17 protein-coding genes are annotated in these 21,480 nt (G+C 43.1%); 16 read left to right on the forward strand and 1 reads right to left on the reverse strand.

The features are described 5' to 3' along the window. Positions 1-44: 44 nt before the first annotated feature. From DW182_RS03255 to DW182_RS03330, 16 genes are all read left to right on the forward strand, one after another. Positions 45-329: a hypothetical protein gene (locus tag DW182_RS03255; RefSeq protein WP_147400100.1), complete on the forward strand. Its 285-nt coding sequence runs from the start codon at positions 45-47 to the stop codon at positions 327-329. Next, positions 319-789 carry an RNA polymerase sigma factor gene (locus DW182_RS03260; RefSeq protein WP_118294672.1) on the forward strand — a complete coding sequence of 157 codons (471 nt, stop codon included), beginning with the start codon at positions 319-321 and terminating at the stop codon, positions 787-789. Before DW182_RS03255 ends, DW182_RS03260 begins: the two co-directional genes overlap by 11 nt. Before the next feature lie 158 nt (positions 790-947). After that, a complete protein-coding gene (locus DW182_RS03265; RefSeq protein WP_118294673.1) occupies positions 948-2,894 on the forward strand; it encodes a hypothetical protein in 1,947 nt (648 codons plus the stop codon). A gap of 2 nt (positions 2,895-2,896) precedes the next feature. Continuing rightward, positions 2,897-8,281 (forward strand): methyl-accepting chemotaxis protein, encoded by a 5,385-nt coding sequence (locus DW182_RS03270; protein ID WP_147400102.1) that lies wholly within the window; start codon positions 2,897-2,899, stop codon positions 8,279-8,281. Between the two features lie 21 nt (positions 8,282-8,302). Then, positions 8,303-8,602 (forward strand): hypothetical protein, encoded by a 300-nt coding sequence (locus DW182_RS03275; RefSeq protein WP_118294675.1) that lies wholly within the window; start codon positions 8,303-8,305, stop codon positions 8,600-8,602. A gap of 17 nt (positions 8,603-8,619) precedes the next feature. Beyond that, entirely contained in the window at positions 8,620-8,949 is a 330-nt protein-coding gene (locus DW182_RS03280; protein ID WP_118294676.1) for a hypothetical protein, read from the forward strand. 245 nt (positions 8,950-9,194) lie between these two features. Continuing rightward, positions 9,195-11,087, forward strand: a complete 1,893-nt coding sequence (locus tag DW182_RS03285) for a hypothetical protein (protein ID WP_147400103.1) — start codon at positions 9,195-9,197, stop codon at positions 11,085-11,087. Positions 11,088-11,092: 5 nt separating this feature from the next. Next, a complete protein-coding gene (locus DW182_RS03290) occupies positions 11,093-13,432 on the forward strand; it encodes a hypothetical protein (protein WP_118294678.1) in 2,340 nt (779 codons plus the stop codon). Continuing rightward, on the forward strand, positions 13,429-14,055 hold the full coding sequence (locus DW182_RS03295; protein WP_118294679.1) for a DUF4376 domain-containing protein: 627 nt from the start codon (positions 13,429-13,431) through the stop codon (positions 14,053-14,055). Before DW182_RS03290 ends, DW182_RS03295 begins: the two co-directional genes overlap by 4 nt. Before the next feature lie 4 nt (positions 14,056-14,059). Then, positions 14,060-14,548: a hypothetical protein gene (locus DW182_RS03300; RefSeq protein WP_118294680.1), complete on the forward strand. Its 489-nt coding sequence runs from the start codon at positions 14,060-14,062 to the stop codon at positions 14,546-14,548. Beyond that, the gene (locus DW182_RS03305) at positions 14,545-15,018 is read left to right on the forward strand and encodes a hypothetical protein (protein WP_118294681.1); all 474 of its coding nucleotides are present in this window, start codon (positions 14,545-14,547) and stop codon (positions 15,016-15,018) included. The genes DW182_RS03300 and DW182_RS03305 overlap by 4 nt, the downstream gene beginning before the upstream one ends. Beyond that, positions 15,015-15,413, forward strand: a complete 399-nt coding sequence (locus DW182_RS03310; RefSeq protein WP_118294682.1) for a D-Ala-D-Ala carboxypeptidase family metallohydrolase — start codon at positions 15,015-15,017, stop codon at positions 15,411-15,413. Before DW182_RS03305 ends, DW182_RS03310 begins: the two co-directional genes overlap by 4 nt. Then, entirely contained in the window at positions 15,410-15,862 is a 453-nt protein-coding gene (locus tag DW182_RS03315) for a DUF6808 domain-containing protein (RefSeq protein WP_118294683.1), read from the forward strand. Before DW182_RS03310 ends, DW182_RS03315 begins: the two co-directional genes overlap by 4 nt. A 98-nt stretch (positions 15,863-15,960) precedes the next feature. Next, entirely contained in the window at positions 15,961-16,620 is a 660-nt protein-coding gene (locus DW182_RS03320; protein WP_147400104.1) for a hypothetical protein, read from the forward strand. Continuing rightward, complete coding sequence (locus tag DW182_RS03325; protein WP_118294685.1) at positions 16,617-17,759, forward strand: HAMP domain-containing sensor histidine kinase; 1,143 nt, start codon at positions 16,617-16,619, stop codon at positions 17,757-17,759. The genes DW182_RS03320 and DW182_RS03325 overlap by 4 nt, the downstream gene beginning before the upstream one ends. A 474-nt stretch (positions 17,760-18,233) precedes the next feature. Continuing rightward, positions 18,234-19,862: a tetratricopeptide repeat protein gene (locus DW182_RS03330; protein WP_147400105.1), complete on the forward strand. Its 1,629-nt coding sequence runs from the start codon at positions 18,234-18,236 to the stop codon at positions 19,860-19,862. Between the two features lie 349 nt (positions 19,863-20,211). Here DW182_RS03330 and DW182_RS03335 read toward each other — a convergent pair whose 3' ends face one another. Further along, entirely contained in the window at positions 20,212-21,384 is a 1,173-nt protein-coding gene (locus DW182_RS03335; protein WP_118294687.1) for a phage integrase SAM-like domain-containing protein, read from the reverse strand. Positions 21,385-21,480: the final 96 nt, after the last annotated feature.

Genomic DNA, 21,480 nt, shown 5'->3' on the forward strand with positions numbered 1-21,480 from the left:
AACTCATTAGTAATTCTTTTTACGAACTACTAATGAGTTTTCTTATGCAAAAAACAAGCATTAAATGCGGCATTGACCATTTAGGTTATTGCAAGCTGTTACAAAAACTAAACTCTATTGAGAGTAAATGTAATCGGATAATTCTTGAGTTATCCGAAGTAAAGAACCTTGTTCCCTCCAAACCTTCTGTTGATAGACTCATAGAGTCTTTGGAGCAGTCTGCCAATGATTTGTATGAGCAGAGTGTCAGGCAGCGAGAACTTGTCGAACAAAGCATAGCTGGTGAAGTTACCATGCGTATCGTGAGGAGGAATGAGTATGGACTTTGAGAAGGAAATAGCTTTGATTTATCCTTGGATCGTAAAGGTTGCAAGAAAGTATTGTTGGTCTATGCAAGATGCAGAAGATCTTGCAAATGATACAGTTTATAAAGCCTTGTTGAATAAGGATAAGTTTGAGATTGGTAGACCTTTGAAGCCTTGGTGTGAAGTGATCATGCAAAACACTTATATAACCAACTACAACCGCAAGTCCATCATTCGCTTTGTTGACTATGATGATGTCTGTCAAGTTGTATCTTTACGCTTGGCATCAGAAGGGACTTTATTTCATGAAATCTTATCGATAATCCGGCGATGTGCCTTCAAATCATGTTGCATAGAGTGTGTCTTATTATATGCTAAAGGTTACTCGTATGATGAGATAGGCCAGTTGCTCAATATTCCTGTTACAACGGTACGCAGTCGCATATCTTTTGGTAGGGAATTATTGAGGCGTGAACTTAGATGAAGTGATATTAGCAAATTCATGCTTTTATTTGTATCTGTTATAATGCGTTGATTATAATATGATTGCGCGACTTTTACCACATTTATGCAATGTCAAGATAATTGCCAACCAGTTTGCCGGTTGGCATTTTCTTTATATTCGCCGCAAAAGAAAAATGTATGAACAGATATATTCTAATCATCAATGGTACGGCTCATATTATTAATGAGGATTGCATTAGTAATTGGGATGAGATTAATATCTCGTTGAAACGGAATGATTTTAGCGGGATAATTCGTTCATTCTCTTCGAAGTTTGAGTTTACCGGGAAAGCATATAACCTTTTACTTAATGAATACCGGACCAACTATTTGAACGCTAATGCTCAGATAGAGATATACACTATTGATAACGATAGGAGCAAGAAGTATCTCTTCGGTAGTTATCTGGATTTCGGTTCATTGGAATATGATGATAGCATTTTATATATCAATGCAATAGATAGTACTCTTGCAGCTAAGATTAAGGCAAAGAAGAGTACTCAGTACGAATACCTTGTAAGTGAATTAAAGGAAGAAAAGGCTCTCAATTATGATCGTTTGTTGATGCTGAATACATTTAACTTCGACATTGATAACGATGAATATATATATCCTTCTGGTACGTCTCAGGCTAATACGAATATTGATGTCTATGTTGTAGATACTAATCCTGAAGTGTATGTCGGTGATTTTATAACACCATACCATGAATCTGATGGTGCTTATTATGGCAATACCAAAGGAGTTTTCATGAAATTGCTTGCTTTACCTCCACACGGCTTATACATGGATTTGAGTTGTGATATTACCATTTCATCCGGTACTGGATCGTTTCAAGTTGAATATCAAAAAATGGTTGGTGGAGTACCTTCAGTGGGTTCTGTTAATGGTTCACATACAAGTGGTCTTAAAGCTGGAAGCGTATATCATTATAATGAAAAAGGGCTTGTCTTGGTAGATCCGACAAAGAATGAATCTGGGAAAATAGGTATGGTTTATAGAATCTATCTCAATACAGAAGCCGGAGTAAGAATCAATATTGAGAATTTTAAAATGTCTGTCTATTACATGGCAAAAATGCAACCAGAACGTATTGATGTCATTAAACCCGATGTACTTCTTAATCGCTTATTAAAGAGCATGAATGAGGAAAATGAGGGCTATGTAGGCGAAATAGAATATCAGGATGATACTCGGCTGTCCTCCACTGTGATAATGGCGGCAGAGAGCGCCAGAGGATTGGACGGGGCTAAAATATATACTTCATTCAAGAATTTCTCTGATTGGATGGAGGTTGTCTACGGCTATGTACCGGATATTGCTGAAAATAAAGTCGTTTTTAAGAAGCGTACTTCTTTGTTTCATTCTGAAGTACAAAAGCGCATAAGCTATACTGGAATGGATTTTAAGGTAAAAGTGAACTCATCACTTATTTACTCTTTACTGAGAGTCGGTTACGATAAACAAGACTATGACAGCATCAACGGACGTGATGAGTTCCATTTTACGAATGAGTATGACACAGGGATAACCATTACGGATAAGGCCCTTGAATTGATAAGCCCTCTTCGTGCTGATCCTTACGGAATAGAATTTTTGGTAAGCAAGCGTGGTAAAGATACAACCGATAATGAGAGTGACAATGATGCTTTCTTTGTCGGTGCTCATTTGAAAGAAAACGCTGAATGTTATGAGCTTGTACGAGAAGGGTATAAAGTATCTGGAATAATTTCATCATCAACCATATTTAACGCGATGTTTTCACCTCGATCTATCATCGAAGCTAATAAGGAATATATTGGTTCATTTGTCAAGTCATTACGCTTTGCTTCTTCATCGGGTAACAGTGATATCCGGATTAATGATGTTGCTGAGAACTTGGATATAGAACTAACAGATCCTCTGTTTACCGTGAGCACTCTGAGTATTAGTACTGCTGACGGTGGAATACCATCGGATGTGAATGCTCTTGTTGAGGTTGAAAGGAATAGCCTGCTATATACTTGCTTCATAAACGAGCTAAAATACAAGATTGGGCACTATGAAGGGGTTGATTATAATTTGCAAATTAAAAGTATTGGTTAATTATGATAAAGATATCACCATTTACTCCACTTTTCTTTAGCCCATCCTCTGATAAATTCGGGGCTGAGAGCAGGTACATACAGTTGTTTGCACCTGCCGATAACATATTCATAGAGGTTATTACCACTACTGAGTATAAGATAAATGGTTTACTGAAGAATCATGTTGATGGTACCAGCAGGGAAATCGAGTTTCAATCCTTTTCTTTGAAAGATGGTTCTACAGTCTTCCATTCAACAATCACCGGGCTGGCATCTGGTTATTATTCAATTTCTGTAGGCGATCAAGAATGCAATGTCTTCAAAGTGACGGATGATGAGCACGAGTTGGGTAAGACTACTCTCATTCGTTACTCTATGCGTAGTAATAAGCAGAGGAATGATTGCATATTCTGGAACGGTGAAGAACAGTTCTATTTTGAATTCCGTGCACCTGGCGGCTTCAAAGATGATGATTGGACATTTGCCGTCAACAATGAGCAGTTTGAAATTTCTAATGGAAATATCGTTGAACTTTTTGCTGTAGAGAGTACTCAGAAGAAATTTACTCTTGGTAATGCTGAGGGATGTCCTGTTTGGTTTGCGGAGCACCTGAACCGGATACTGTGTTGCTCGAACGTGTATTTCAATGGTGTGCGATTTGTCCGTAAGGGAAATAGTGCGCCGGAAATGACTCAGGAAATTGTGTCATTGAAAAGCTATATTTTCAAGGTGTCTTTACAGGGTATGGTTGACAATATTGATGTTGATTTCCCTGAAGGTGGTGAAGAAGAAGGTGGTGAAACAGGGGGAGGCGGGGAGGGGTACATTTATTTGATAAAGCTCAATGATACTGTTGTTCCTACTGATAGGAACACTTTTTCATCATTGAGGTTATTGGCTGAAATAGATAAAGCGATTTCGGCTAATAATATCTTGTTTATAGATACATTTCTTCGCAAAGACCAGCCAGACAGCACCAACCACCTGACAGGTTTCAATGCCGGTATAACTATCGGAGAATCCAAGAAGCAATTACTTGATATCATCCGTCTCTCTGATTTGGATATCCATCCTTCCGATACAAGCGTGTACACGGCTCTTACTACCGACCAGCGTATTGAGGACGAATTGAAACCTCTTGAAGACAAGTATATCCGTAAGGATCAACCCGATAGCACTGGGTATATTACGGGCTTCAATGCTGGCATCACCATAGGTATCAATAAAAAATCCTTTCTTGACATTATCCGTACTACAGATACCGATACCGCCCCCTCGGACACAAGCGTATATTCCTCGCTTGTAACCGATGAACGGTATATTAGCAAATATCAGCCTGACAGCACGCTCTATCCCGTTGACTTTACAGCCGGCTTGTCCATCAACAGCAAGCGTATTGGCGATGTCATCCGCTACTATGACGAAAACAAGCCGGTTGCCACCGATGCTAACATCTACTCCGCTTTGCAGACCGACCAGCGTATAGATGAAGAGTTCGGCAAGATAGATGACAGATACATTCGCAAGGATAAGGAAGACATAGCACATAAGCACATCACGTTTGAGGATGGCATCACCGTCTACCAGCTTGCCGAGATGATGAATGTGGACGTGAAGAATCTCGCCACCATCGCCAAGGCCGTTGTTTCCATCCTGCGTTCCTCCAAGTTCGTAGACGGTTTTTCCGGTGAAGGTTATCAGATCTGGCAGGACATTGCTACCGGTGACTGGAATATGACGCTTGACCGCCTGACCGTCCGTAAAGTGCTTACCATCTATGAACTCGTATTGCAGAAGATACGTTCTGTAGGCGGCATGGTGGTAGTCAGTGCCGCCAACGGCAAGGTAAAAAGTGTGGAGCGTATCGGCAACAACTACCTTTTTACTTTTGAGGATACCAACCAGTTCCAGCCGGATGACTTCATGCGTTGCCAGGTGTTTTCTCCTTCCGGATTGAAATACTATTGGGTGAAGGTAGCCTCCGTCAGCGGCGAATCGGTCATTGTGCCGTTATCGGAATTTGACGGCGTGATACCCGCAGCCGGTGACGAAGTGGTGTTGATGGGCAACGCCACCGACAAACGCCGCCAGAGCCTTATCCTTATCTCCGCCACCGAAGACGGGCAGCCCCGCTTCGACTGTTTGGACGGGGTGAAGTCCAAGAACCTTGAAGGTTGCCTGAAAGTGCGTGTAGGCTCACTCGACGGCATATCTGACAGCCGCTTCCCGGCAGACATGCAGCCAAGCGGATACGGCCTATACGGCAACAACTGTTTTCTCACGGGTATCTTTGTCCTATCCAACGGCAAGGATGTGATGACCATGTTCTCCATCATGGAGGGCATGATAAAAAGCGAAATCTCATCGGTGCGCAACGAGATCAACGCGAAGGACAACTACCTTAGTAACGCCTCCTTTTCCGGTGACCTGATGGACTGGTCATCCACTAATCGCGTCCGCGTGTTCCGTGTGGATAACAGGCTGTTGAGCTTCAACAATAATTTTTATGCGAATAAGGAGAACTTGGCCAGTATCACCCTTGAAGACGGCAGAAGTGTTCTCCGTCTGAAAAACAGCAGTATCACTCAGTATAACTCCAATTTCGCCCGCTATCCTAAGTTTGATGAAAAAATCAAATATGAAGAAGTGGAAGTTCCTGTACTTGACGCAGACGGAAACCCCGTACTTGACGAGTCAGGGCAACCGGTAACCGAACTTCAGGAAGTACCTGTCCTTGATGGAGAAGGCAACACGGTAATGATCAAGATTCCCCGCCAGTTCTACATCTCCTTCAACTATATGGTCAAACGGACAGGCACGCTTACCGTGTACTTCAAAAACGAGTCGTCCGATGAGAGTGGAAACAGCTACAAGGAGGAATTTGAGCCTTATGATCCTATCTATTTCGTACAGTCGCTACTTCCGACATCCGGTTTTCAAAAGATGGAGATTGCCGGCAAATGGAATGGCAAGGGGCATTTTTACCTGGCTTTCACAGGTGACATGTACCTGTACTCGCTGGCACTTGCCGACAATCCTCTTGCCGAGATGGAAGAAAAGTTCACCATGCGCTTTGAGGCGACCGACAAGAAGATTCAGGCCAACCTCGATGAAATCAAGAAGACGGGCACCAGATTGGAAGAGTATCACAGCGAGTTCCTACTGACGGCGCGTAATCTGCAAACGAAGTTTACCGAGGATTTGTCAGATGCGGAGAGCCGTATCACCGCAGCTTACAAGAGCTATGTGAACCTGACCGCCCGTGACCTGACCGTGCAGTTCCAGGCAGACATCAATAATGCCGAAACCCGCATCACGGAGGCATACACTTCTGCCATAGAGCTATCCGCCAAAGGACTGCAGACGAAGTTTACCGCTGACCTCACCGACATGGAGGCAGGCATTACCGCAGCCTACAAGTCCTACGTGAACCTGACGGCTCAGAACCTTGAAGCGGGTTTTACCGAAGACCTGACGGACTTGCGCACAGGAGTCACAGAAGCATACAAGGCTGCTATTGACTTGTCCGCCCGTGGGTTGCGTGCCGATTTCAACTCTTCCATCGCTGACCTCAACGGCAAGTTGACTACACACACCAGCAGTTTCCACGTCACAGCCTCCAAGATCGAGGCGATGGTGACAGCTACCGACAATATCAGCAATACCATTCACACTGCCGGTTGGATCACCACTGCGGACGGCAATAAACTCTGGGCGACTATCTCCACGGTAGACGCTTTAGGCAACAGATTGACCTCACACGAAGGTAAATTCCATGTAAGTGCAACTGAAATCAGCGGTATAGTGACCCGTATTGACGCCACTGAATCAAGCATTTCGGGGATTAACAAGACTATATCTTCATCAGGCTGGATCACCACCGCTGACGGCAACAAGCTCTGGTCGACACTGACTCAATACAACGCCTTGAATCAAGTGGTATCGACCCATACGGGCAGTTTCCACGTCACCGCTGACAAGATCAATTCGATGGTTGAGAGCATTGATGATACCGGCCGTAAATACTCCGCCATCACGCAGACTGTCGGTGAAATTCGTGCTGATGTGAATGACGTATCCGGCAAATATGCGAACCTCAGCTTGAAGGTAGATGCCATTTCCGCAGTCGTAGGCGATGGCAGTACCGGATCGTTCAGCGAGTTTTTGCAGACTGTCAATGAGATTTCGGCATCCGTGACCGAAGTGAAAAACGGTTTGGATACACATAAAGGCAGCTTCCACGTCACCGCCGATAAGATAAATGCGATGGTTTCCGCTACTGACAGCATCAGCAACACCATCCGCACTGCCGGCTGGATCACCACAGCGGATGGTAACAAGCTCTGGTCGACACTGACTCAATACAACGCCTTGAATCAAGTGGTATCATCTCATACCGGCAGTTTCCACGTCACCGCCGACAAGATCGAGGCGATGGTGACTGCTACCGACAATATCAGCAACACCATCAAGACGGCCGGCTGGATCACCAAGTCGGACGGCAATACCTGGTGGGCTTCCAAGGGCACTGAGCAGACCGCATCCGATGCCGCCAAATCTGCCATAAACGCCGCTACTGCCGCGGCCGATGCCATGACAAAAGCCAACTCCGCCTATGACAAGGCTGATGATACGGCTACTGCACTTGTCCAGACAAACTCCAGCCTGTCAGCCATCGCGGGTCGCTTCAATGCCGACGGTACGTTGAAGGAAGGTGCGGGCTGGGTAACCACGGCTGATGCCGCAGCACTCTATGCTACAAAACAGACGGTCAACTCGCTGGGCGAGCGTGTCACCACTGCCGAGAGCCGCATCACCGCCAACGCGGACAGCATCAGCCTGACCGTGAAGAAGGACGGCATAATCTCCGCCATCAACCAGACAGCGGAGAGCGTGACTATCGACGCATCGAAGATAAACCTGAACGGTAAAGTGACAATATCCTCACTTGCACAAGATGTTAAGAATAGCATTGACAGCAAAGTATCCACAAGTTCACTCGGCAGTTTGGCTTATAAAGATGCGGTCGAGTTGGCCCAATTGGGCGATACGATTATCGAAGGTGGATATTTAAAAACGAACCTTATCAATGTTGACACGCTCATTGCTAAAAAGATGCACGCCGATAACGGCAGTTATACAGTAGATGTTGACTCGTACGGCATTCGTATGAATGACGGGAGAACTAACATACTGGATATTAGGGCAGAAAGCGTTTCTAACACCACAGATGCGATCTTTGAACTGCACAGCTATGGACGTACCGGCGGCAGATTGAAAATGAGTACTTCTATGGGTATATATAAGTATGATAACTTTGATTATCTGCAGTTTGTTCTTAATGAAAGAGGACTGTTCTTTTATAACGAATCGGGCGATATTACCAAATCATACCCTGCATATTGACAATACAAATTTTATAAACTTATGAAAAAAGAAAAAGAAATCAAAGAAGAGAAGAAAGTCCTTTTGGTGGACTTCTCAAAAGTGAGTGTTCAACTGACATTCGAAGGTGATCCGAAAGAACTGGATTTCCGCAAGTCTCTGGGCAATGCCATCCGTCAGGCATCCGGTGATATCGCGCTGGATGACTTCGCACGCAAGGTGTACTTTTCCGAAGGGCATGTGGAAGTCCCCGAAGAGTACTTCGCGTTCATCAAGCATGTGGTGAAAGAGAAGTACAACACACCCACACAACAGGCATTTGAATCATTATTAACCATTTAATTATAGGAGGAAAAATTATGGCAATCGTTTATTCAGAACAGTTTGAGACAAAGAAAGCAACCACCAACGTTGCAGGTACCGGAGCTAACTACCGCATCGAGTACATCGTGCGTAATCCGGTGGGTGCCGCCATCAACAGCATCACCGCCACCATCTCGCAGGTGGCCACCGAGGGTGAAGGAGAGACACAGACCGAGAAGCTCACCCGTGTGGGCAATGCCTGCGTGGACGTGGACAACAACCGTACATACTTCGCCATCGAGCGTCATGCGGAAGTGACAGCCGACAATCAGGCAGCTTTGGCCGCGCAGTACTTCGCCGATGTGAAATCTATCCTGACCGTATAACCATGGCAGTACTTGACAGCACTCAATTTAATCAACTGGTGCAGGAGGTGCGTGAAGCGCTCCTTGCCGGCTCGCAGGGTGTCGGAGAGGTCGAGATAGTCTCTTCGCTGTCCAATATAGTGAGCCTGCCCGCGCTTCGCCTGGTTGGTGCCACGGAATCGGTCGTCGAAGCCCCGCTTGAACTATTGTCTGCTCCGGCGGTGGAAGCCGCCGCCGATGCACGCAAGGCAACGGATGATGCTGTCGTGGCGGCCGTCAATGCCGAAGCTGCTGCAGACCTCTCGGAAGCCGAACGTAAGGACTTGGCGGAGATCAAGGAGCAGGCAATCAAGGCAGGCGCAGACGCTGCCGCCAAGGGAGACAAGGCTTTTGCCGGGGCAATCAATGCGGATAACGCCACACTCTATGCTATGCAGATAGCATCCTATCTGCAGACCAAGTTAGAACAGGTACAGATAGTGATACTCTCCGGCAAGGCTATGCAGGATGTCATCGGGACGCTTGACAGCCAGGTGAAAGACAGCATCCTTATATGTGCAAGTACAAGGGAGGCAGCCTACGCCGCCATCCTGCAATTGCGTGAATTGCAGAAGCAGGTAGCGCAGGCGATTGTGGACGCATACGCCGTTTTCGACCAGATGCAGCTTTCGGTTGCCGATGCCCGGCAAGCGACTCAGGTCGCAGTCAAGGCGATGGAGCGTATCTGTGAGCTCTCAGAACGGACGGAGCAGGTCATTGTCGAGTCTGTGATACAGACCGGGGATGCAAGGCTGGTGACTGTCAGGCTGGAGACACTGGAGAAAGACTTGTTGTTATCCAAGTCCGCCGCCGACACCGCCACAAGGCTGGCACATGAACAGGCAGACAGAGCCAAGCAATCGGCTGACGAGTCCGAACGCCTGAATATGGACAGCATCCTGCTTCATGAACGGCTGGATGCGCTTGCTCCGGTTCTGGAACAGGCTTCTGAGGATGCGAAAATTTCCGCTGCCGGTGCCGACAACGCCGCCGGTCACGCGACCGAACAGGCTGAAGCTGCAAGGCTGGCTGCCGAACGCTCGAATACCCTTTCCGACAATCCCCCGAAAATCATTGATGGAGTCTGGTGGAAATATGACGAAAGCGTTGAAGGTTATGTCAGTACTGGCCTGCAGGCTAAAGGAGATACCGGAAGCAGTTTCAGGGTTCTCGGCAATTATGATACGCTTGAAGGGTTGAAAGCCGCCGTCCCTGACGGCTCAGGCGTTGACGGCGTGTACGGTATCGGCTTGGAACCTCCCTATACCTACTATGCCTGGACATTCATTGATGGTGTCTGGGACTGGAATACACAGGGGCAGTTACAGGGCCAGCGCGGGGAAAGCGCCTTTGAGGCTGCTGTCCGCATATCCGGTTATGCCGGTACCGAGGAGGAATATGCTTGCAATCCCATAGAGAATGCCGGCCTTGCCGAAAAGGCTGCCGGAAAAGCCGCCGTTGCCGCCGTGCTTGCCGAAAACGCCGGTATCCTTGCATCGGGTTCTGCCGCCGCAGCCGACCTTGCCGCTGAGAATGCACGTAACCTGGGTACTTCCGCCGGACAGGCTGCCGAACGTGCCGGGCATGCGGCCGAACAATGCGACCTCTCTGCCAATGAGGCGATAAAGGCGGCGATAAAAGCCGGGGAAGCCGCTGAAGGTGCTGTCTTCTCCGCCGCCGGTGCCGACAATGCCGCCGGCCACGCCGAAGAGCAATCGGAGGCCGCCCGCCTTGCTGCCGAACGTGCGAGGCTCTTTGCCGACAATCCTCCGAAAATAGTGGAAGGTTATTGGTGGATATTCAACGAAGAGAAAATGGAGTATGCCAATACGATGATATCCGCCGAGGGCAGCGGTATGGACATCCTTCCTTTCACGGAGAGGGATGATGTGGAAATCCAATGCGGGAGCATCCACCTGTCATCCGGATGGAATACGATAGAATTTCCGGAGAAGTTCAGCGGCATCCCGATTGTCGTCTGTACAACTCTTGTGGAAGATTTTATAATCACTCTCAGTAGTATAAGCGAAACATCCTTCCAGGCCTACCTATTCCTTCCCGGGGATAGCATGAATTCCGTTTCCGGGTCAATTAATTACATTGCAACATTTAAAGAATAAAAGATATGGATAAAAACAATGAGTTGATGCGATATACTTATCTGTTTAAGGGGAATTACCGTAAGGGCGTGGATAATCTGAGGTATGTGCTTTCAACGGATGCGCTTGCTAAAGAATTCATAAAATCACAGGGAGTAAGGGTTCTTTTCGGTTTAAAAACCTCATTGGATACAAGTCGCAATCTCCTGTCATATACTCATGACAGGAACAGCGCCGAATTACTGTCCGCCCTTAAGGAAAAAGGATTCTATGAAGACGCCGCAAGAAGTTATTTTGCCATCAAGGTCGGAAAGACTTTGGATGATTATGATGAGATACTGTCCGATGCCGGATGTATGGCTATCATCATCAGTAGCTTAAATTGTCTGAAAGTCATAATCGATTCCACAGTTTTGTATAAAGAAATCATCGGGTCTGAAGTTGCAATGAATGCTGTCATGAGCAACAAGTACGCATTCAAAATATTTACTGATGATAGTATAGGGCCGGCTATATTGAGTAATCCGGTTGCTGCCGGACAAGTGGCGGATTCACCCTTCTGGCCGGACTTGTCCAATGAGAATTATATCACTGCTGTCATCCGTTCGCTTTCCGGCATCACCTATACTACCGCTATGACCGTAACACAGATTTTGAGTGACAGTGATATCATGGAAGTTGCGTGCAGAACTCCCAAGGCATTGGCGGCCATGGTCAGTAATAAAACTGTGATGAAAAAAATGAATGATAGTTATACGGCTGCTGTCTACAAAGCCCTGTCCGGAAATGATGACACCTTAAGAACAGTTGTCGATTCTCCGTATTGGCCGGAATATACCGTTTCAAACAGCAATATCGCGATAGGACTTTTAAGGGCTTTATTCCCTAACTACAACATATCCACTATAGATTCATCCGTATATTCAAACCCTGTATTGATAACGCATATAGCCAACAGCCGGAAAGCCGTCAAGGAGTTTGTCCTGGCATGTGTATATCTCAGAGTGCAGATTGCAAATAATTCAAACTCTATGAAAATCCTGCTTGCGGATGAAGAATTTTCCACTTTGTTTTTTGCCGACAAGGAGGCCTTTGAGTCGATGACCGCACAAAACAACTGTATGTATGCAATCCGCGATAGCCTCGGCTGCCTTAGGATAATTGCGTCAGATCCGGATATAGTGGGAACCCTTATGGAATCCGACCGTTGGAATGTTCTAACAGGTAGTCAATTGCCTTCCAAACGCCTGTTGCTGATGTCGCTGGGCCGTGAGCCGGATGAGGTTGAAACGCTTGGCGAAGTTCTGGAAAATGAGGAGCTGATGGTGGAGATATTCACTAATGATTTAGCGGTTGAGATGGTTATAAACAGTACCTATATAATGTCTGTCATTGCTAATTCTCCCGCTTCAATAATTGTACTGGCCGCAATACCCGATGCGACGGATACTTTGATGAGGTCTAAATACTGGAGCAATTATTTTGGAGAGGTCAATAGGTCATTATCCCGCTACACGCTTGCGTTACTCGGACGTGATACTGAGGAGTTCTCATCTATCAGCAACATTGTGTCTAATACCTCGGTCATGGAAGCCGCTACTTCTTCCATCGCTGTTTCCAAAATCTGGGCAAGTAGTAAAATTGCGCAGAATGCCATTTGGACGAATGCGGATGCACGCGCTTTGATTGTCTCCAGTGAGACCGCTTTTCCGCCCATTGCACGATCCGCAGTTGCGATGGAGGTGGTTGCCGGTAATGCCGGCGCGATGGAAGCTGCCGGTGGCAGCGCAATAGCCATGGCAGCGATTGTAGCGAGTGGCATTGCCATCGATACCGTGATTGCAAAAAACAGCTATATATCGAATTGGTCAAATAATGAGATATCCGTTCACGCCATTTTCAACAATGAGGCTGTATTGAAAAAAATACTTGGTGATCAAAGTACTGCATCCGCTTTTGTCGGTACGGCATTGGTGTTACATGCCGTAATGCAGTCGACACTTGCAAAGGAACTGGTCGTGTCGAACAGTTGCCTGACCAGCGCACGTTCCCGTTTGATCAGTTCTTTAAAGAGTGATACCACATACTTTGAACTGTTCAGGGAAGAAAGGACTAATTCGAATGTCTCTGATGCTGACATAACGGGTGAAGACCTTGTGGTTGTCGCTAATCCAATGATAACCAATAGCAATGGCGGTTACACTGCCATGTTCCACGGCTTTGACAAATCAAAAATGATAACAAGGAGCAATTCAACCTCTACAGGAGACTACTATTCCTATGTAGGTATCGGAGGGGCCATATTCGCAGGCTACAATGGCTATAATTCTGTGACATCCCGTGTTTATAAAGCCAAGAAGTTATGAAGATAGAAACATTAAAATCCACCGGCTACACGAAGAGGGAGGATACATTGCGTATCCTTGTGTGCGCGGAGAACCGGCAACAGGTCAATGACGTGCTGGCAGGAAAGGAGGTATTGACTGTATATACTGACAATACCGGTGAAGATATATTCGTGGAGGATTTAAAAGGATACCTGTATGCGGACTCTTTGACGGAGATATCGGAAGGATGCTTCGAACTGGTCCTGACAAACAAGGCTCCGACATCGCAGAGTGTCAGGGAAAAAGTCATTGCCAAGATAGAGGCATACGATAAGAGCAAAGCTGTTAACTCGTTTACGCTTGGAGACAAGCGGATGTGGCTTGACAAGGAGACACGGGTAGGGCTGGTCAACTCCATCAACATTGAGAAAGCGGCAGGAAAGGAGACAACTACGCTCTGGTTCGATGCGGTTCAGTACGAGATTCCGGTAGACACGGCATTACAGATGCTCGCGGCACTGGAGCTATACGCGCTTGACTGCTACAATGTCACGCAATCGCATATTGCATCGGTCAAGCTGCTGGATGACATCAGTATGTTGACGGAGTATGATCACACCACTGGCTATCCTGATAAATTAGTGTTTAACCTTAATACTTGATGATATGATTTACTTGTATCTACTATCGTTGATTCTGCTCACCATATATATAATGTATGCGGTGAGGATGTGTGGAGTACCTTGGAGTTTGTCTGATACTTATTATCAGTTGAAAAAGCGGAACCGTCCGGCATGGTTGTTCCAAATGGCTATGATTATTCCTGCCATGCTCTTGATGCCGGTGTGGCTGGAGTGCTCTTCCGGGAACTTGCAGTTCCTCGCATTCCTCTCATGTGGAGGACTCATGTTCGTGGGTTCTGCACCGCTGTTCAAGGAGGAGTTCCAGTCGAAAGTCCACTATACCGGTACCGCCATCAGTGGGCTGGCGGCAATTCTATGGCTATGTCTGTCCGGATTGTGGTGGCTACCGTTGATAACTGTGAATGCAGCCGTAGGGATTGCCATATTCAAGAGCAGATGGATGTTCTGGCTGGAGATGGCGGCATTCGTGAGCACGTATATAGGATTGCTGATTAGAATTATACAGAAATGAAAGGATTGGATGAATTGTTCGTGGTGGCATGGATGCTGTTCGGCATCCTGCTTACACCTCTATTCTTTATTGCATTTGATTTTTGGGCAGGAACCAGAAAGGCAAAACAGCGTAAGGAACCAATTATGAGTGACAAGTTCAAGCGGACGGTAGATAAGATTGCGAGGTACTACAATGCCTTGCTTGCGCTTGTCGTGGTCGATTGTATGCAGATGGCTGGTGTGTGGTATCTGGACAGCTATTACGGATACCATATACCTATTTTCCCTTTCATCACTTTAATTGGAGCTTTCGGAGTGGCGGCTATAGAAGTTAAGTCCATCTATGAGAAAGCAGAAGAGAAAGAAAGAAGGGAGATGAAGCAGGTGGCTGCACTGGCTACTGAGATAGCCAAGCACAAGGCTGACCCGGAAGAGATAGCGAAAGCTATAATAGATTATATGAATAGTAATAAGGAGGAAAGGAAATGAAGTATTTTACAGTAGCAGAATTTGTGAAAAGTGACACAGCCGACAGGCGGGCTATCGATAACCGCCTGCCCAAGGAATTACTGCCTAACGTGCAGGCATTGGTGAACAACGTGCTTGACCCGTTACGGGAGGCATACGGCAAGCCTATACGGGTTAACAGTGGTTTCCGTTGCCCGGCACTCAACAAGGCGGTGAAAGGTTCTGCCACCAGCGACCACATGACAGGACGGGCGGCGGACATTACCGGAGGAAGCCCGGCTGAGAATAAGAAGTTGTTCTATATGATTCAGGAGCTTGAACTACCCTTCGACCAACTGATTGATGAGAAGCACTTCTCATGGGTGCATGTGTCTTATCGGGAAGGAGCTAACCGTAATCAGGTTCTTGCGTTATGAAAAAGCTGCCTTGGATATTAGTCATATTGCTGGCTGTGGCTTGTGTGGCGGCTTGGTTCCGTCCGCATGAGCCTCTCCCGACAGAAATACGTACCGAGACAAAGGTAAAGACTGTTGTAAAGGTAGATACGCTACTTATCTCTGCGCCTATAGCTCCTCTGTTAGTTTTCCAGCTAACAGATACTATTCGTATTGGTGACACTGTTGTTCATCGTGAGCAGGCTTATTATGAGGATAGTCTTTACCGGGCATGGGTAAGCGGATATCGGCCGAGATTGGATAGTTTGATGGTGTTCCCTAAGACGGTGTATCGGACGGTAACGAATGATATCTATCATACTATCAAGGTGAAGGATAAGCGTTGGGGGCTTGGATTACAAGTAGGTTATGGGTATCCGGGAGGATTCTATGTTGGGGCTGGGGTGAGTTATGATTTATGGCAGTGGTGAATATGGTATTAGTATCAATTATATTAATCTTTGATATATAAATTTGATGATGATGGAAAATATCATTATTTTTGCCGAAATCTAAATTTATATTATATATGAAATGGTTTCAACATAAAAGATATACAATTAAAGATCTTAATACTCCAAGTAGAAAAATCAGATCTGCGTCAAGAGGGAGGTTTAAAATAGCAATAATTGATGATGAAGAATTTGTTTTTTTAGAAGAATTAAGAAAGAGTGGATTTGATATAACGAAATATGATGATGCTTTAGACCTTCAGATGCTTGATTCATACCCTATTATTATTTGTGACATAAAAGGGGTTGGTAGGGATTTTAAATCACCTATGGGGGGAGCTTTTTTGATTCGTGAATTGAAAAAGAAATACCCTTTAAAAGCTTATGCTACTTATACAGGATCAACTTACGATATTTCCATAAATAACTATTTAGAAGGAGTAAGTATTATTAAAAAGGATATAGAGATAGACGATTGGTGTGTTGAAATAGATGGTCTCATTCGGAAGATATCAGATCCTAAGGAAGTTTGGCTAAAAATAAGGGATATATTATTAAAAGAAGAAGTAGATTTAATATCATTGGCTGATTTGGAGGATGAGTATGTCGATATTATACTGAATAAAAATGGTGATTTTCATAATTTCCCTTCAGTAAAAAAGAATAATAGTATAAATCCTGACATTCGTGCTATTGTCCAATCATTAGTAGCCGGAATTATTCTAAATGTATTATGATTTTATCTCCATTTCCATATAAAATGCTTGCTGATAGTATTATATCTAATGGATGTATTTTTAATATCCCTCAGTTTTGTGTAGATAAAAAAGATAATCCTAAATGTAAGGAATTTTATCATTTGTTGAAGGAGAATAGTGGTTTTCATATTTGTCCATACGGATTTGCTGTAGAATGTACGAAGTTGGGGGGAGTAAATATTATATTTACATGTTTAAATATTGAAAAAAAAACAGATAGAAAAGTAATACGTAAATTAAATCCAAAAATTGATCAGACATTAAGAATGACTATTAGTGAATATAATAATCTTAAAGTGAACTTTGAGGATTTTATTTATGAGAATCAGCCAACCTTTGATATAGCTGCCAAGTATACTAAGGATAGTTCTCAATTGAAATTAGAAAAAGAGTTGTTGGATAATACCATACATGAATTGCGTAAGTTAAATACTCAACTTAAAGGAGTTGTTACAAAATTAAATCAATCAATTTCACAATTGAGAAATAAAACAGAATATATTGAAACTTTAAATTTGGATATATATTCTATTGCAAATTTGATGTCTATTAGATTGGATACTTATGATTTAGAGGTAAATCCTGCATTGAATTTATCATTAGGTAAAAGAGATATTGCAATATATAAGAAAATAGAGAAAGTTTATAAATGTTTAAATGCTGAGGCTAAACGTAAAAATATTAGCATTTATCTTGATGGAAAGTCTTACAATCTATTTAATGCTAATAATACTATAGAAATAGCTTTTTTTATTGTGCTTGAAAATGCAATAAAGTATTCTTTGAAAGATGAGACAATTACGATTACATTTAAAGAGTATGAAGATAGATTGAGTTTAACTTTTAAGAATTGGGGGATTCGCCCTGGCGATGATGAAATAAAGAAACTTACTGATCGTAATTATAGGAGTAGGAATATTATAAGCCGAAATATTGAAGAAGGAAGAGGGATAGGGTTATATTTGTTAAATCAGATTTGTTCGGTAAATGAAATTCAATTAAAGATCAGGGTAGGAAATGATAATCGGTATTATGATGGATATCGTTATTCACCTTTTTTTGTTGAGATGAAGTTTGATGGAATGATTAAAAATGAGGATGAGATGGATGATATCTAATTTGAGAAGTTGTTGAATAAGTTATCTGTTTTTTGACTTGTTCCTATTATAGCTTGCCTTTGCAACAAAAACATTATTACATACAATTATGATGAAGGCATCAGTATTTATGTCCGCGCTAATATAAACGACATCAGGCAGCATTATCCGGATGCTTTCTATAATCCTGCAATTGACAGGTTGTATCGGTTAAAAGAATTTGTAGAAGGGGCGGCAGAATAAGCCGTCCCTTATTTCTACCCTTTCATCATCATTATAATTTAGTGCTGTTTCTTATGATAACCTACCTCGATATTCGAGCATACCGAGGATTCTCTATATCCTTGGAATCAAAAAGACTTATCTTTCTGAAAATGTAAAAATATAGTTCATTTTCATAATTGAAATAAAAAGGGCACAAAATAAATTTGTGTTATTTCTTTTATTATCTTTGCACTCAAATAACAGTTTATATGTGTTTCTTTAAAGATATTCATGATGAAAAATGTATTTATTACTTTATTACTCAGCGTGATAATGTTGTCAGCAAAAGCACAACAAATGTATGAGAATAAAAACATTAATTATTCTTTGGATGTGATAGAAGCCGAAGCTGCCAAAGGAAATGTTGTGGCTATAAAGGCTTTGGGGGATTGTTATAATTATGGAAAACGGTATGATGCTACATATAAAGGGGTTATTGATTATAATAAAGCATTGGAATGTTACAAAAAAATTTCCGATTACGGTTATCCATGGGGAGCATGGGAGATAGCCCGTATGTATGGAGCAGGGAAACTGGAAGACGCAGATGCGAAAACTGCTGCAGAAATGTGGCATGAAAAGGCATTTAAAGATTTCAAAATCTATGCTGATCGAGGTGATGCAAAAGCGATGGATAATCTGGCGGAATATTATGCCGGTTCTTATGGAGACAAATATCAAGACGGACTGAAAAACTTATATTGGTCACTTTGCTCACTTGAAGCGGGAAACCCAAGTGCAGCAACAAATGTTGCTTTTTGTTATACTTATGAGAAAGGTGTGGAAAAAGATACTGTGTTTGCTTTGGCATGGTATGCGCGTTTTTGTATAGGAGCAGCCAAGAAAGGATGGCCTGTAGAAGCATATTTGGATTATAAGGAGCTTGTAAAGGCTGGTTATTCAAAAGCAGACTGGGAACGTCTGGCTGAACCTACATACTTGCCTGTTCCTCGTATATCAACGCAAAATGAAGACAGTATCAATGATGTGGCAATTTTTGCAGTTGATTTATTAAAAACGCGGGCAGAAGATTTTAGGATAGCTTGTCGTACACACAAACGCATGACGACAACTTCTGTCGGTAATGAATCGTTTACGAACAGTACAATACCTTCGGCAACGTACGCAGAAACGAAAGCAAGCACTCAAAAGCGCAAACGGAACTGGCTTTCAGTAATTGGACGTGCCCTTGATGTTGCGAGTTCAATTGCCGGTGGACAAAATGTAATGTCTGCATTGCCCCAATCTTTATCAAGCAACACAGCCAATGCCGCAATGCTACAGTCGTTTCAATACAGTGGTGAGCAACGTAAAGGGCAGCAGGATTTTAACGGGCGTATCATCAAAAATGAACTTACGGCTCCTTGTACTTACGGACAAGCGCACTATACATGGTACGAGGACGGATATTGTTTTGTATACTCGGTGTCAACGTGTGTGGGCTGTTACGGAAAAAAGATATGCACCATCTGTAATGGGCAAGGTAAAGTATATAATTCGTATTTCAAAAGCTACCGGCAGTGCGTTGGATGTCTAGGAAGCGGGAGGTGTAAGTATTGCCAAGGTGCAGGTAACCAAACAATGAGTAAGTTATGGGCTCCTGGTGAAGCAGAAGCTTATCAGGCAGCCAAAAGTGAAGTAGTCGACAACTCTTCATCGTCAAGTAGCTTTTCGTCGTCATCTTCAAGCTCAGGAACGTGTCCCAAATGTGGTGGTAAGGGATATAGACCGGAATCATATACTTATGCTGCTGGTTCAAGCATGGCACCGTATCATAATTCCGGTGGAACTAATTGTTCCATTTGTGGTAAAACAACGGATCATTACCATTACCGCTGCACAGAATGCAAACGCCATTGATTCACAATTTGCATACTGCAAGAAAGAATTTTAATCTAAAAATATCATCTCTTGATTTTAGAATATTGGGGTTTATGCTTGTTGACATAATATTTATATGAAGACGTTTAGTGATTAGTTGTCTATATTTGTTTTTTATGAAAGAAGGCAGCCCAAAGACTGCCTTCCAGAATACCAAGTTCATCAGCACATTTCAACAATCCCGTTTTGGTATTCTGATGTAGTTACTAATGATCTTTGAAAAAGTTTAGTCCAGGCACAAAAAAAGTGAGGGGAACCACCCCCTCACTCAAAGTCAAACCAAAAACTCGAATTATGGCCGAGTCCTTGATGTCACAAAGGTAGTAAGTTATTTTAGATTATCAAGCACTTTTCTTATAGCTTGTGTCGCCATTTCTGGTGTAACCGAGATATAGTTAAATAGACACGAGCCTTGTGTATCTAATTTATGCCCTAATATATAATCAATAATACTATTTTGAACGCCAAGTTCAAAAGCATGTTGTGAAAATGATTTTCTTGCAGAATAGTATATCAATTTTTTATTAAGGTTTATTTTTTTTGCAAGTTTGGGCATATTCCTTGTAAAAAATGCATTTATGTTTTTGTAATATTGGTTTTTAATGAATTGTATTCGACCGTTATTGCCCATATACTTTTGTGCAATTTCGACAGCTTCATTAGGCATATTGAATATTACTTTTTCATTAACTTTATAATACCCTTCTGTCTTACGTCTAACGTAAGATACGATAGGTTCTCTAAAATCAATGTTCACCAAATCTATGATATTAATTCCCCCTAAATAATATGATAACATAAATATATCTCGGCACCTCAATATATTCTTCTTTGTTATAACTGCATCTCGTATGTTTTTGATATCATCAACTGAAAGCCATGCGTCTCGTACAGGAACTTTAGGCAGTTGGATTCCTGTGAATGGGTTTATTTTGTATTCTGCATACTGGCATTTTTTTGCATAACTTAATAATATCATTAATAATGCCATTTTATTACGTATGGTTCCTGGAGAATAATGCTGTTGCAACAAATACTTATTGTATGCAAGGACTGTGGAGTGGTTAACGTTTTGAATGAGTAACTTTGTGTTCATAAACTTAGCTAAAGTATTGTAGGATGTTCTATAGGAATTGGCTGACGATCCCTTTATTTGCGATAGATTTATATATTCTTCAAACACAGAATGTACAGTTCTATTGTCTTTATCATGTACATGCTGAATATGAAACACCAATTCAGAACAGGTCAAGCAGTTTATTGTTTCAATCTGATATATTATCTTCTGGTATTCTGCGAGAATAGAACGCAGTTTAGTGTTCATGAAGCTTGCATCATTCCTTTTGATAACCTGTCCGTTTTTAAACTCTTTCGCAGAATTTATACGAAGATCAGTAATTATATACCTAGTTTCTCCATTATGAGAAACTGCAACTCTTATTTTGTGACTCCCATCTTTTAATGCCTTTGCAGGCACGATAACAAGTGATAAATTGGCCATAGTTTTCGACAATAAAAAGGAAATGTAATTAGTGAAATTGACAATTTTTCGACAATAAAATAGCGTCAAATGTGACGTTTAATTAGAGTTATATAC

This window comes from Bacteroides sp. AM16-24, assembly GCF_003471885.1.
In the GTDB taxonomy this organism is placed as follows: Bacteria; Bacteroidota; Bacteroidia; order Bacteroidales; family Bacteroidaceae; genus Bacteroides.

Bases quoted from the DNA above. Each gene is read 5' to 3' on its own strand.
- DW182_RS03310 (WP_118294682.1), top strand. From the start codon at position 15,015: ATGAAGTATTTTACAGTAGCAGAATTTGTGAAAAGTGACACAGCCGAC.
- DW182_RS03300 (WP_118294680.1), top strand. From the start codon at position 14,060: ATGATTTACTTGTATCTACTATCGTTGATTCTGCTCACCATATATATA.
- DW182_RS03275 (WP_118294675.1), top strand. From the start codon at position 8,303: ATGAAAAAAGAAAAAGAAATCAAAGAAGAGAAGAAAGTCCTTTTGGTG.
- DW182_RS03280 (WP_118294676.1), top strand. From the start codon at position 8,620: ATGGCAATCGTTTATTCAGAACAGTTTGAGACAAAGAAAGCAACCACC.
- DW182_RS03295 (WP_118294679.1), top strand. From the start codon at position 13,429: ATGAAGATAGAAACATTAAAATCCACCGGCTACACGAAGAGGGAGGAT.
- DW182_RS03265 (WP_118294673.1), top strand. From the start codon at position 948: ATGAACAGATATATTCTAATCATCAATGGTACGGCTCATATTATTAAT.
- DW182_RS03325 (WP_118294685.1), top strand. From the start codon at position 16,617: ATGATTTTATCTCCATTTCCATATAAAATGCTTGCTGATAGTATTATA.
- DW182_RS03330 (WP_147400105.1), top strand. From the start codon at position 18,234: ATGATGAAAAATGTATTTATTACTTTATTACTCAGCGTGATAATGTTG.
- DW182_RS03270 (WP_147400102.1), top strand. From the start codon at position 2,897: ATGATAAAGATATCACCATTTACTCCACTTTTCTTTAGCCCATCCTCT.
- DW182_RS03315 (WP_118294683.1), top strand. From the start codon at position 15,410: ATGAAAAAGCTGCCTTGGATATTAGTCATATTGCTGGCTGTGGCTTGT.
- DW182_RS03305 (WP_118294681.1), top strand. From the start codon at position 14,545: ATGAAAGGATTGGATGAATTGTTCGTGGTGGCATGGATGCTGTTCGGC.
- DW182_RS03255 (WP_147400100.1), top strand. From the start codon at position 45: ATGCAAAAAACAAGCATTAAATGCGGCATTGACCATTTAGGTTATTGC.
- DW182_RS03290 (WP_118294678.1), top strand. From the start codon at position 11,093: ATGGATAAAAACAATGAGTTGATGCGATATACTTATCTGTTTAAGGGG.
- DW182_RS03260 (WP_118294672.1), top strand. From the start codon at position 319: ATGGACTTTGAGAAGGAAATAGCTTTGATTTATCCTTGGATCGTAAAG.
- DW182_RS03335 (WP_118294687.1), bottom strand. From the start codon at position 21,384: ATGGCCAATTTATCACTTGTTATCGTGCCTGCAAAGGCATTAAAAGAT.
- DW182_RS03320 (WP_147400104.1), top strand. From the start codon at position 15,961: ATGAAATGGTTTCAACATAAAAGATATACAATTAAAGATCTTAATACT.